Source organism: Micromonospora sp. NPDC003197 (assembly GCF_053590565.1).
In genome coordinates this window covers 19171-31459 of the sequence record NZ_JBSFTE010000044.1, presented here as the reverse complement: position 1 = coordinate 31459, position 12289 = coordinate 19171, and the positions used below count along the sequence as shown (strand labels likewise).

The following is a 12289-nucleotide window of genomic DNA, read 5'->3' as shown; positions in this document are numbered from 1 at the left end:
GATACGACAAGCTGGCGGTCCGCTTCCAAGCCGTCCTGACCATCACCATCATCACCGAGTGGCTCTGACCAGCTTATGAAACACGCCTTAGTCGTGTATGTCGGATCGGAAGGCGAGGGCGGGCTAATCGCCACGTCCCTGCGTGATGCGCTGGCACTCGTCGTTGGCCTGTCCAGTCTCCACGACGCGACCGCAAAACCGTTCGGTGATGATGGCAGGCAGCTACGGGATTGGCTGGCCCAGGCAGACCACTACATTCGCGCTGACTGGCCGCAGCTCGACATGGAACGGGACCGGCTCCGGGAAGCACTCGATCTGCCGGCCGCAGACGAGCTCCTGGCCGCGCTACATGCAGCGGCAGCCGATGAGCGCTACCGCCCGATCAGCGATGCCGGCGCACGCTACAGGTCAATGCTTGAGTAGTCATGCGGGGCTGGCTGGGAAGCGGCGGATCTCTGAGGAGGGCCGGGGTTCGGGGCGGAGCCCCGAGGTCTTCGGATCCTGGTCGTCCCCATCATGGCCGGCCGGCCCGGCCCGCTTTGCGGGCCGCCTTGATACAGGGAACGAACAATTCGGCAAGTGACCAGGTAGCACCTGAAACTTGACCGACGGTCAAGGAGCGCTACGGACGGCGCACTTGACCGCAGTGGTCCCCAAAAACCACAAGAAGGCCGACCCGATTACTCGAATCAGCCCTCTGACCTGCGGTTATACCCTGTCGGGACGGCGGGATTCGAACCCACGACCCCTTGACCCCCAGGACGATTCGCCACACGTCCACGCACGTCACACACGATATGCCCATGATCAAGCCGTGCGCCTGACCGCGCATCGTCCGCCAACGCGCACCACGTGTGGTCCCCACGTGATCCCCAGGGACAGGTGCAAATAGCCGCACCGCCACGCAGTTTAGGAATGGAGTGCGGCCCAGTCCGTGTCCGGGCCTCTGACCTGCCCAAATGGGGCACGCCCGGCAGCCTGACGCCAAGATCAGTCCGCGAATAGTCCGCAGCTGACGTCGCGTGCTCGCGTTCGCCCTGTCGGAGCTTGAGTGCTGTGGTCCGGCGGCCAGGCGATCGACTAGTCGATCCGGCAAGTGCAGCGATTTACCGAGCCTGGGTAGGCGCGGACTCGGCCGTCGTTCCGCTTCACCAGGAGGTAACCAGGCTCGGTCCAGATCGTCTCGCCTGGTCGGACAAACACAGGCTGATCCAGAATGAAGTGGTTCCATCGGCTTACTAGCGTCAGGCGTTCTGCCTGCTCGCGTGCCGACTGGCTGCCCGCCCTCAAGTACGCCATTCGTCACTTGTACGTGCCACTCGCCGCCGCGTCAATGCGGTTGTGCGTGTTGCGCAGCCGCTTGGTACCTCCAGGTTCGAGGATAGTGATCCACTAACCTGGTTCGTCCGAAGTGCCTGCTCGTCGACAGGGTCGCGGTAGCCGGTTTAGCCCGCTGGTGACAGTCCACGGCACCGGTTGATGGCCCGGCTGGCAAGCGCGGTTGTCCGGCGTCGTACGGCTTCCCGCCCCGGTCTACGACGGCGGGCGACCACCCACGCAATCGTCACGGCCTACATGCCGATAGCCCTGCGCTGTCGCCTGTGTCGTAGCGGCGAACGACAAAGCGGATCTCGGGGTAGGGGCCCGCCCTCCGTGTTCAGAGTTGCCGTCACCAAGATGCCGTCTTCTTCCGGCGAGTGCGTCAGTGAGAACTGGAACTGCTCATCCTCGTCGAACACAACGTCCTCACCGGCGTGGAATCGTTCAATCAACCCACGAACAGCCTCGACCTCCTCACCGGTGAGAGTCGTTTCGGCCTGGGCGATGAACGGGTGGGCCGTGACCTCGAACAGGGCATCCTGCCAACTGCTCCTGTTGAGGTCCGCAACCTGTCGGCCGTAGGGCGGCTCAGGATGATCCGGAAGTGGCTATCGCCGTCGTGAAGGTCAAGCAGCGCTGAGCCTGGATCGTCGGGCATCCGAAGACCATAACGCCTCAGCGCTCGACTGACTTGTGGCGGCATTTGACGAATCTCTGACGACGGCCGGGGTTTAGGACGGAGTCCCGAGCTTCTAGATCGTACAGAGAACGAACAACTCGGCAGATGACCCGATTAGCCACCTGAAACTTGACCAGCGGTCAAGGAGCGCTACGGACGGCGCACTTGACCGCAGTGGTCCCCAAAAACTACAAGAAGGCCGACCCGATTACTCGAATCAGCCTTCTGACCTGCGATTACACCCTGTCGGGACGGCGGGATTCGAACCCACGACCCCTTGACCCCCAGTCAAGTGCGCTACCAAGCTGCGCCACGTCCCGCTGTTTGCAGCGTTTTCCCCTGCGACAGCCGCTACAGCGTAGCGCAGACCGATCAAGCCGCGCACACAGCCCTCCCCCGGCAAGCCACATCCGCAAATCACGCCACACCCCCTACAGCTTCCTAGGAGGATAGGTGGCAGGAGAAGGAAAAAGGCAGGGCAGCGAGGAGATCGCCGCCCTGCCTTTTGTCCGCCGAAAGGGGTTAGCCGTGCGCCTTGCCCCGGTTGCCCGGACCGAGCTTCTTGCGTGGCCGTACGGACACCTCCACCGGGCTGCCCGCGAAGCCGAACTCCTCCCGCAGCTTGCGTTCGACGAACCGCTGGTAGCCGGCGTCGAGCGGGCCGGTGGTGAAGAGAACGAACCGGGGTGGGCAGGTACCGGCCTGCGTGGCGAAGAGAATCCGAGGCGCGCGACCGCCCCGTACCGGGTGTGGGGTCGCCTGCACCAGGGCGGTGAGCCACTGGTTGAGATGCCCGGTCGGCACCCGGGTCTCCCAGCTCGCCAACGCCGTACGCAACGCCGGGGCGAGCTTGTCCACGGCCCGGCCGGTCTTGGCTGACACGTTGACCCGGATCGCCCACGGGATCCGGCGCAGCTCCCGCTCGATCTCCTTGTCCAGGTAGTAACGCCGGTCGGCGTCCACCAGGTCCCACTTGTTGAAGGCGATGACCAAGGCCCGGCCGGCTTCGGTGACCATTGTCAGGATCCGCTGGTCCTGCTCGCTGATCGGCTCGCCGGCGTCGAGCAGTACGACCGCCACCTCGGCCGCCTCGATCGCCCCGGCGGTACGCAGGCTCGCGTAGTACTCCGTACCGCTGGCCTTGCCCACCCGCTTACGCAGGCCGGCGGTGTCGACGAGCTGCCAGACCTCGCCGCCGATCTCCACCAGACTGTCGACTGGGTCGACGGTGGTACCGGCGACCGAGTCGACCACCGCGCGGTCCTCCCGCGCCAGCCGGTTGAGCAGGCTGGACTTGCCGACGTTGGGGCGGCCCACCAGCGCCACCCGACGGGGTCCGCGCGGACCGCCCTCGGTGACCGGCGGCGGCTCCGGCAGCGCCGCCAGGATCGCGTCGAGCAGGTCGCCGGAGCCTCGGCCGTGCAGGGCGGAGACCGGGAACGGCTCCCCCAGGCCGAGCGACCACAGCGAGGTGGCTTCGATCTCGACGGACGCGTTGTCGGCCTTGTTCGCGATCAGCAGCACCGGCTTGGCGCTGCGGCGCAGCATCCGTACCGCGGCTTCGTCGACGTCGGTGGCACCGACGGTGGCGTCGACGACGAAGATAACCACGTCGGCGGTGGTGACTGCGGTCTCGGCCTGGTTGGCGATCGCCGCAGCCCGGTCCCGCGCGTCCGGTTCCCACCCGCCGGTGTCCACCACGGTGAACCGTCGGCCGGACCACTGGGCGTCGTATGGCACCCGGTCTCGAGTCACCCCGGGAATGTCCTCGACGACAGCCTGCCGCCGACCGATGATCCGGTTCACCAGGGTCGACTTACCGACGTTGGGCCGGCCGACGACGGCCACCACCGGAACTGGGCCGGTCTGTTCAGCTTCCAGGTCCGGTTCGTCCAGTTCGATCCAGCCGTCTTCCACGCTCATCCTGTTGCCTCGTTTCGCTCACCGGCGTCATGAGGCTTCACCACGCCGAACCAACCAACCCGCCCGTACCGACCGGTCATGTCCCCACCCGGCCGCCGAGCAGGGTACGCAGTTGGGTGACGACCTCGTCGATGCCCAGCTCGGTAGTGTCGAGTACGACCGCGTCGGCCGCCTGCCGCAGCGGGTCCGCTACCCGGGTGGAGTCGAACTTGTCGCGGCGGGCGAGGTCGGCGGCGGTGGCCAGCAGATCCGTGGCGTACTCGGTGCTGCGTCGTTGGGCCCGTGCGTCGGCCGACGCGGTCAGGTAGACCTTCAGGTCGGCGTCGGGTGCCACCACGGAACCAATGTCCCGGCCCTCCACCACGATCCGCCCCGCCTCGGCGATGATCTCGCGTTGCCGAGCGACCAGCAGTTCTCGTACTGCCGGGACGGCGGAGACCGCGGACACGGCGGCCGTCACCTCCGGCCCCCGGATTTCCCGGTCGACGGCGACTCCGTCGGCGCTGATGTGCGGGGTCTGCGGGTCGACGCCGATCTGCAGCTCGGTCTCACCGGCTACCTTCGCGACCGCCCCTGGGTCCTGCGGGTCGACGCCGGAGCGCAGCACCGCCCAGGTGATCGCCCGGTACATGGCACCGGTGTCGAGGTAGCGCGCCCCGATCTGGCTGGCCAGCCGACGGGAGACGGTGGACTTTCCCGAACCGGACGGGCCGTCCACGGCCACCACGCATCGTCCGGTCCGCACCTTTTCCGCCACCGTTCCTCCTTCATGCTTGATAGGGCACACCGCAGGTATCAGGTCACCCAGAGGGTGCCCGGGTCTGGACAGACTCCGGCCACTTCCCCGCGTCTATTCTGCCCGGTCGGCCGGACCACCCCGCGCGCGCCATCGGCGGGGCGATCCGTACCACGTGGGTTATCCCCTGTGCGGCACCATCGCCCAGCCGGGCCGGTACCTGCCCGGGACAGTCGCCGGGCGGGTACCGGCATCCCGGCTGGATCGGATGACTAGTCGCCGACGGCCTTGAAGAGGGCGGCGATCTCCGCGTTGGTCAACCGCCGGGTCCGCCCGGCCCGCAGGTCACCGAGCCGGATCGGGCCGATCGTCGTACGCACCAGCCGAGAAACGGGGTGGCCCACCTCGTCGAGTAGCCGGCGGACGATGTGTTTGCGCCCTTCGTGCAGGGTCAGCTCCACCTGGGCGGTACGTCCTAGCGTGTCCACCACCCGGAACGAGTCGACCTTCGCTGGCCCGTCCTCCAACTCCACGCCGGCCAGCAGGCGCCGGCCGACGTTGCGGGGCAATGGTCCCGCCACCTCGCACAGATAGGTCTTCGGCACCCCGTACGACGGGTGCATCAGCCGATGCGCGAGCGTGCCGTCGTTGGTAAGCAGCAGCAGGCCCTCGCTGTCGGCGTCGAGCCGGCCCACGTGGTAGACCCGCTCCTCCACCCGGCCGAGGAAGTCGGCCAGGGCGGCCCGCCCCTTCTCGTCGGCCATGGTGGAAACCACCCCGCGGGGTTTGTTCATCGCCAAATAGATCAGGCGGGTGTCGGTGACCACTCGTTCACCGTCGACGTAGATGACCGCCGAGGCGGGATCAACCTTGTCGCCGAGCTGCGCAACCCGCCCGTCGACGGTGACCCGGCGCCGGAAGATCAGATCTTCGCAGGCACGTCGGGAACCGATGCCGGCGGCGGCGAGCACCTTCTGCAGGCGCTCGGTGCCAACCTCGTCGGACGGACCGGGTGCCACCCGGTGGTCGCGGCTCCTATCGCGGGGCATCTACCATCTCTTCCACGTCGTCGGGCAGGAACGGGGCCAGTGGCGGCAGTTCCTCGACCGTGTCCAGCCCGAGTTTCTCCAGGAACAGGGTCGTCGTCCGGTAGAGGAAGGCACCGCTGTCCGGTTCGGTGCCGCACTCCTCGATCAGGCCGCGAGAGACCAGGGTACGGATGACCCCGTCGCAGTTGACACCCCGGATGGCCGAGATCCGTGACCGGGTCACCGGCTGTTTGTACGCGACCACGGCCAGCGTCTCCAGGGCGGCCTGGGTGAGCCTTACGGACTGCCCGTCCAGGATGAAGCGTTCCACGTACCCGGCGTATTCCGGGCGGGTGTAGAGCCGCCACCCGCCGGCGGCCCGGCGTAGTTCGAAGCCGTGACCGGTGGTCGTGTAGCCCTCGGCGATCCGGTGCAGTAGGCGGGTGATCCGGTCGGTGGGCTGTTCCAGTACTTGGGCGAGGACGATCTCGGAGACCGGCTCGTCGACCACCAGCAGGATCGCCTCGAGAGCACCGCGTAGCTCTTCCTCGTCGGCCAGCGCGAGGGTGGTGCCGCGCAGCCGGGCCGGGCCGGTCTGTGGAGCATCGACGGGCGGGCTGACCGGGCTGGGCACGACCTCGGCCAGCCCGGCAGCAAGCTCAGGTTCGGCAGTCTTCTCCGTCGACTCGGCGGCCGCCTCCGGTGCTTCTTCGGCCTCCGCCCCAAGATTCGCCCCCACGGGCTTCACCGGATCCGGACCCGCCACATCGACCTCGTCCGGAGCCGTCGCCGACGGCTCCTCGACAGCCGGGGGTACGGAAGGGTCCGGGTCGGTACGCCGCTGCCGGGCCCAGGGTGGCACCCAGGCGGCCGCCTGTTCGGCGAGGGAGTCTGCCCGCTCGTCGCTGGTCAACTCGGCTGCTCCTTCGTCGTCGCGGGGGTCAGGGTCGTGGTGGAGGCACCGGTTTCAGATGGCGGGGCTGCGGTGGAGGCACCGGCTTCGGCTGGCGCAGGCGACCCGGCGTACTCGTCGATGTCGAGTTCGGCACCGCCGTCGGCCGGACCGGTCCACCGTACGGTCAGCTCCCCCAGCGCCTGCACCTGGGCAAAGCCGACCAGACCCTCCCGGTAGAGCTCCAACAGGGCCAGGAATCGGGCTACCACCTCGAGCGTCGACTCGCAGTCGACGCAGAGGGTACGGAAGGTGGCCGTCCCGATCCGCCGCAGCCGGTCCCGCAGGATGGCCGCGTGCTCCCGGACACTGACCCGCACCTGGTGCACGTGGTCGATGGAGACCGTGGGCGGCGTCTTGGGGGTCATCGCCTTCACCGCCAGCGCGGCCAGCCGCTCCGGGCCGATGCCCAGCACCAGGTCCGGAAGCGCCTCAGCGTACCGGGGCTCCAGGGTGACCGCCCGCGGATAGCGACGGGAGCCGACTGCCTCCAGGACGGCGATGTGGGCGGCGGCCTCCTTGAACGCCTTGTACTGCAACAGCCGGGCGAAGAGCAGGTCCCGGGCTTCCAGGAGCGCGAGGTCCTCCTCGTCCTCGACCTGTGCGGCGGGAAGCAGCCGGGCGGCCTTGAGGTCGAGCAGGGTCGCGGCGACGACCAGGAACTCGCTCGCCTCGTCGAGGTCCCAGTCGTCGCCCATCGCCCGGATGTAGGCGATGAACTCGTCGGTGACCTGGTGCAGGGCGACCTCGGTGACGTCGAGCTTGTGCTTGCCGATGAGTTGCAGCAACAAATCGAACGGCCCGGTGAAGTTGGCCAGCCGGACGGTGAAGCCGCCCGCCGATTCGACCTCCGAAGCAGGATCGACCACCGCAGCCGAGTCGACCTCCGAAGCAGGATCGACCGCTGTCGCAGCGGGGTCGGGTACGACCTCGGGATCGGCGGTGTCCAGCGGTGCCGGATCGGAGGGCGGGGCGGTCACCCGCTGACCGTAGTCGACGGGCTCGGGGGCAGGGTGCACGCGGGCTACCGGTCGGCCTGCGCGGCGATCACCTCACGGGCCAACTGCCGGTAGTTGCGCGCCCCCGACGACGCGGGGTCCAGCGTGGTGATCGGCGCACCGGCGACCGTGGACTCGGGGAACTTGACGGTCTTGGTGATCACCGTCTGGTAGACCTTGTCACCGAACGCCTCCACCACCCGTTGCAGCACCTGCCGGCAGTGGGTGGTCCGGCTGTCGTACATGGTGGCGAGGATGCCTTCGAGTTCGAGGTCGAAGTTGAGTCGTTCCCGCACCTTGTCGATGGTGTCCAGCAGCAGGGCCACCCCCCGCAGGCTGAAGAACTCGCACTCCAGCGGGATGAGCACCCCGTGGGCCACGGTGAGGGCGTTGATGGCGAGCAGCCCCAGCGAAGGCTGGCAGTCGATGAGGATGTAGTCGTATTCCTTACGGATGGTGCGCAGCACCCGCGCCAGGGCCATCTCCCGGGCGACCTCGTTGACCAGCTGGATCTCGGCGGCCGACAGGTCGATGTTGGCGGGCAGCAGGTGCAGACCGGCCACATCGGTCTTGATCAGGACATCTTCGGCGGTGACGTCGTCCTGCATGAGCAGGTTGTAGACGGACAGGTCCAGGTTGTGCGGGTTGACCCCGAGGCCAACCGAGAGCGCGCCCTGCGGGTCGAAGTCGACCAGCAGCACCCGGCGGCCGTACTCGGCCAGTGCCGCCCCGAGGTTGATGGTGGTGGTGGTCTTACCCACGCCACCCTTCTGGTTGGCCATCGCGATGATGCGAGCCGGACCGTGCCGATCGGTGGGCATCGGATCGGGAATGGGTTTGCGCGCCGTGTAGGCGGCTGGATCCGCCGGACCCAACTCAGCGCCGAGGTTCAGGGCGGACTGCTGCTCGCGGAGCGTCGAGGTCCACGCCTCGGCACGGTCACCGTTACCAGCCATGTCCTTGTGCGCCCCCTCCCGACGACTGGCTCGACGTCGGAGCCGATTGGCGTCCTGTGCGGCGCCGCTGCGAACCTTGGTTGCCGCTCCACGAGGCCCGCGCCACTGCCGACTCTACGCCACCCTCCACCGAGGGAGCCGACACCGCCTCGGCGTGTCGACACGGCAGACGACCACGGTAGATTACCCGGCTCAACCCAGCGCCCGGGGGTGAGCGGTCGCGTACACCTCCCGCAGCCGTTCCACCGTAACCAGCGTATATACCTGGGTGGTGGTCACCGAGGCGTGACCGAGCAACTCCTGCACCACCCGTACGTCGGCACCGCCGTCGAGCAGGTGGGTGGCGTACGAGTGGCGCAGTGTGTGCGGGGAGACCGCGCGGGGCCCGTCGACCGGTAGGCCGGCGCGGGCGGCGGCGCGGCGTAGCACCGTCCAGGCGCTCTGCCGGGACAGCGGGCCGCCCCGGGCGTTGAGGAACACCATGGGGGTGCCCCGACCGGCGGCGGCAAGGGTCGGCCGGACCCGGACCAGGTAGGCCCGCAACGCGTCGACTGCGTACCCGCCGATCGGGACCGCCCGGGTGCGTCCGCCCTTGCCATGCAGTACTGCGGTGCCCTCGGTCAGGTCCAGGTCGTCAACGGCTGCGCCGACCGCCTCGGAGATCCGAGCCCCGGTGCCGTAGAGGAACTCCAGCAGGGCCCGGTCGCGCAGCGGCAGCAGATTGTCGGGGCCGGTCGCCTCGCCCGGCGGTGCCACTGTCTCCAGCAGTCGCGCCACCTCGGCGACGTCCAGCGCGCGGGGCAGCCGGCGTGGCGGCGTGGGCGGACGTACGTCCCGGCTGGGGTCGCGGGCGACCAGCCCTTCGCGCATCGCGAACCGGTGCAGGCCCCGAATGGCGCTGGCCGCCCGGGCCGCCGACGCCGCCGACAGTGGCGGTTGCGGGCCGTCGCCGGCACGGAGCCGGGCGACGTGCCCGGTGATGTCGGCGGGCGTCACCGCAGTGAGATCGTCGATCCCGGTGGCCGCCAGGTCGGTCAGGTAGCGGCCGAGATCCCGACGGTACGACGACAGCGTGTTCGCCGACAGGCCACGTTCGACAGTGAGGTGGTCGAGGTAGCCGCGCACGGTCCGGAGCAGGGCCGGTGACGGCTCAGGCGGCCCGGCACCGGTCCTGTCTGGTAGTCGCTCGACCGTGACCGTCGTCTCGTCCGCAGCCATTACCCCTTCTCGCGACCGTCCACCTCCGCTCAGCGAAGGACATCCTCCAGCGCGATGCTCGCCATGCCGTGCGCCTCGGCCACCGGACCGTAGGTTACCTGCCCGTCGTGGGTGTTCAGCCCCAGCGCGAGCGCCCGGTCCCGGCGCAGCGCCTCCCGCCAACCGTGGTTGGCCAGTTCCAGGGCGTACGGCAGGGTGACGTTGGTCAGCGCGTAGGTGCTGGTGTGCGGCACCGCACCGGGCATGTTGGCGACACAGTAGAACAGCGAGTTGTGTACCGGGTACACCGGATCGGCGTGCGTGGTCGGGCGGGAGTCCTCGAAGCAGCCTCCCTGGTCGATGGAGATGTCGACCAGCACGCTGCCCGGCTTCATCCGGGAGACCAGCTCGTTGGAGATCAGCGTCGGGGCCTTGGCCCCGGGCACCAGCACCGCGCCGATGATCAGGTCCGCGTCGAGCACGGCCCGCTCGATCTCGTACGCGTTGGACGCCACGGTCTTGAGGTGGCCCCGGTAGATGGCATCGGCCTGCCGTAGCCGGGCGACGTTCTTGTCCAGCAGCAACACCTCGGCCTGCAGGCCGAGCGCGATCGCCGCCGCGTTCATGCCGGAGACGCCTGCGCCGATGACCACGGTCTTGGCACCGTAGACGCCGGGGACGCCACCCATCAGTACGCCTCGACCCCCACCCGGTCGCATCAGGTGGTACGCCCCGACCTGCGCGGCGAGCCGCCCGGCGACCTCGGACATCGGGGCGAGCAGGGGCAGTGCCCGGTCGGTGGTCTCCACCGTCTCGTACGCGATGCCGGTGACCCTGCGGTCGATCAGGGCGTCGGTGCACTCCTTGGAGGCCGCCAGGTGCAGATAGGTGAAGAGCACCTGCCCCGGACGCATCCGGTGGTACTCCTCGGCGATCGGCTCCTTCACCTTGAGTACCAGTTCGGCCGTCTCCCACACCTCGTCGGCGGTGGCGAGGATGGTCGCGCCGGCGGCGGCGAACTCGTCGTCGGTGATGGTCGAGCCGGCACCCGCACCGGACTCGATGAAGACCTGGTGGCCGCTACGGGTGAACTCGTTGACGCCCGCTGGCGTGATCGCCACGCGGTACTCATGGTTCTTGACCTCGCGTGGGATTCCGACCTTCACGATGCAGACACCTCTCTCCGGCGGTGCGGTACGTCCGGCCCCGTCGCCGTCGCCGTCCACCAGCCTCAGGGCCGCAGTCTAGGGCCGCTGTCCGGGTCGGGCAGCCAGCATAGTGACAGCCGGTAACGGTCAGGCTTGACGATGTGTCAGGTGTCGTAGACCGTCGCGCCAGGTAGCCATAGATCGACCAGGAACCCGATGACACATAGGCCATAAGTACAGTGTTGTCATACAATCGTCCCGCCATCCGGACGCGTTAACAGACAGGACGAGGCGAAGTCACTAAGGTGGCCCCTCATGACCACTCCTCAGTACCCGGGCGCTGCCGGCGTCTCGGACAAGAGCAAGCTAGTCGCCGGGCTTCTCGGCATCTTCCTCGGCGGCTTCGGTGTCGGCCGGTTCTACATCGGAGACACCAAGATCGGCGTCCTCCAGCTCGTCGTCTCCGTCCTCACCTGCGGTTTTGGCAGCCTCTGGGGATTGATCGACGGCATCATGATCCTGGTTAAGGGCGGGGTCGACGCTCAGGGCCGGCCGCTGCGCGACTAGTTGCACCGATAACCGAAAGGGGCCCAGCGCCACGGCGCCGGGCCCCTTCCCATTGCATCTACCCAGGCAGTTGGGCGGCGGCCGGGGTCAATCCAACAACGGTGCGTCGGCCACCCGTAGCGCCGCGAAACCCTCATCCCGGGCCCGGGCGGCAGCGAGCACCCCCGCCACACACGCCGAGTTGGTGATCTCCCCGGCCAGCGCCATCGTCACCGCCTGGTCGAGGTCGACCCGGACCACTTCCAGATCTGCCTCCTCGTCGCGGCGAACGTGCCGCTGTTCGGCTGGCACCTCGGCCAGGTCTCGGGCCAGGAAGATCCGGATCACCTCGTTCGACCAGCCGGGCGAGGTGTGCAGGTCCACCAGCAGGTCGATCCGGCCGGCGGTGAGGTCCACCTCCTCGGCCAGTTCCCGCAACGCCACCGCGGGCAGCGGCTCGGCCGCGACGTCGACCAGGCCAGCGGGCAGCTCCCAGATCGCCCGGCCTACGGGATGGCGGTACTGCCGGATCAACACCACTCGTCCCTCGTCGTCGAGGGCCACCACACCGACCGCGCCGACGTGACGCGCGTAGTCCCGGGTGGCCACTCCACCACCGGGCATGGTGACCTCGTCACTGACCACCGAGAACACCGCCCCGGCGAATCGTTCCTGGCGGGAACGCACCTGGTAGGTGTGCTCCCCCGGGCGTCCGGTCACGAGGACCGGGCCTTGGTCGAGCGGGAGGTGCCGTTGCGGGCCGCCCGGCCGGCCGCGTCAGCCGACCCATCTGCCGCAGCCCGTCC

General features: G+C 68.5%; 12 protein-coding genes and 1 tRNA gene. 3 read left to right on the top strand and 10 right to left on the bottom strand.

The features are described from left to right. Positions 1 to 75: 75 nt before the first annotated feature. Both ACWDV4_RS29945 and ACWDV4_RS29940 read left to right on the top strand, forming a co-directional pair. Complete coding sequence (locus tag ACWDV4_RS29945; protein ID WP_449985638.1) at positions 76 to 423, top strand: hypothetical protein; 348 nt, start codon at positions 76 to 78, stop codon at positions 421 to 423. A 1331-nt stretch (positions 424 to 1754) separates the two neighbouring features. Further along, entirely contained in the window at positions 1755 to 1943 is a 189-nt protein-coding gene (locus ACWDV4_RS29940) for a hypothetical protein (protein ID WP_449985636.1), read from the top strand. Between the two features lie 302 nt (positions 1944 to 2245). On the opposite strand, the gene ACWDV4_RS29935 is transcribed toward ACWDV4_RS29940, so the two are convergent. From ACWDV4_RS29935 to ald, 9 genes are all read right to left on the bottom strand, one after another. Then, positions 2246 to 2319 (bottom strand) — tRNA-Pro (locus ACWDV4_RS29935). Positions 2320 to 2521: 202 nt separating this feature from the next. Then, on the bottom strand, positions 2522 to 3922 hold the full coding sequence (gene der, locus ACWDV4_RS29930) for a ribosome biogenesis GTPase Der (RefSeq protein WP_449985634.1): 1401 nt from the start codon (positions 3920 to 3922) through the stop codon (positions 2522 to 2524). 76 nt (positions 3923 to 3998) lie between these two features. Next, positions 3999 to 4679: a (d)CMP kinase gene (cmk, locus tag ACWDV4_RS29925; RefSeq protein ID WP_449985631.1), complete on the bottom strand. Its 681-nt coding sequence runs from the start codon at positions 4677 to 4679 to the stop codon at positions 3999 to 4001. 251 nt (positions 4680 to 4930) lie between these two features. Further along, on the bottom strand, positions 4931 to 5707 hold the full coding sequence (locus ACWDV4_RS29920; protein ID WP_449985629.1) for a pseudouridine synthase: 777 nt from the start codon (positions 5705 to 5707) through the stop codon (positions 4931 to 4933). Then, complete coding sequence (scpB, locus tag ACWDV4_RS29915; RefSeq protein WP_449985626.1) at positions 5694 to 6599, bottom strand: SMC-Scp complex subunit ScpB; 906 nt, start codon at positions 6597 to 6599, stop codon at positions 5694 to 5696. Before scpB ends, ACWDV4_RS29920 begins: the two co-directional genes overlap by 14 nt. Further along, positions 6596 to 7618 carry a segregation and condensation protein A gene (locus ACWDV4_RS29910; RefSeq protein ID WP_449985623.1) on the bottom strand — a complete coding sequence of 341 codons (1023 nt, stop codon included), beginning with the start codon at positions 7616 to 7618 and terminating at the stop codon, positions 6596 to 6598. The genes scpB and ACWDV4_RS29910 overlap by 4 nt, the downstream gene beginning before the upstream one ends. 44 nt (positions 7619 to 7662) lie before the next feature. Then, positions 7663 to 8592: a ParA family protein gene (locus ACWDV4_RS29905; RefSeq protein WP_449985620.1), complete on the bottom strand. Its 930-nt coding sequence runs from the start codon at positions 8590 to 8592 to the stop codon at positions 7663 to 7665. Between the two features lie 192 nt (positions 8593 to 8784). After that, positions 8785 to 9810, bottom strand: a complete 1026-nt coding sequence (locus ACWDV4_RS29900; protein ID WP_449985617.1) for a site-specific tyrosine recombinase XerD — start codon at positions 9808 to 9810, stop codon at positions 8785 to 8787. A 29-nt stretch (positions 9811 to 9839) separates the two neighbouring features. Next, positions 9840 to 10955 (bottom strand): alanine dehydrogenase, encoded by a 1116-nt coding sequence (ald, locus tag ACWDV4_RS29895; RefSeq protein ID WP_449985615.1) that lies wholly within the window; start codon positions 10953 to 10955, stop codon positions 9840 to 9842. Between the two features lie 234 nt (positions 10956 to 11189). On the opposite strand from ald, the gene ACWDV4_RS29890 reads away from it, so the two are divergent. After that, a complete protein-coding gene (locus tag ACWDV4_RS29890; protein WP_449985642.1) occupies positions 11190 to 11504 on the top strand; it encodes a TM2 domain-containing protein in 315 nt (104 codons plus the stop codon). 87 nt (positions 11505 to 11591) lie between these two features. Here the strand turns inward: ACWDV4_RS29890 and ACWDV4_RS29885 are convergent, their stop codons facing one another. Continuing rightward, positions 11592 to 12203 carry an NUDIX domain-containing protein gene (locus ACWDV4_RS29885; protein ID WP_449985612.1) on the bottom strand — a complete coding sequence of 204 codons (612 nt, stop codon included), beginning with the start codon at positions 12201 to 12203 and terminating at the stop codon, positions 11592 to 11594. Positions 12204 to 12289 lie beyond the last annotated feature (86 nt).

Excerpts from the sequence above, each read along its gene's own strand:
- ACWDV4_RS29900 (WP_449985617.1), bottom strand. The coding sequence starts at position 9,810 with ATGGCTGCGGACGAGACGACGGTCACGGTCGAGCGACTACCAGACAGG.
- ACWDV4_RS29945 (WP_449985638.1), top strand. The coding sequence starts at position 76 with ATGAAACACGCCTTAGTCGTGTATGTCGGATCGGAAGGCGAGGGCGGG.
- der (WP_449985634.1), bottom strand. The coding sequence starts at position 3,922 with ATGAGCGTGGAAGACGGCTGGATCGAACTGGACGAACCGGACCTGGAA.
- ACWDV4_RS29920 (WP_449985629.1), bottom strand. The coding sequence starts at position 5,707 with ATGCCCCGCGATAGGAGCCGCGACCACCGGGTGGCACCCGGTCCGTCC.
- ACWDV4_RS29905 (WP_449985620.1), bottom strand. The coding sequence starts at position 8,592 with ATGGCTGGTAACGGTGACCGTGCCGAGGCGTGGACCTCGACGCTCCGC.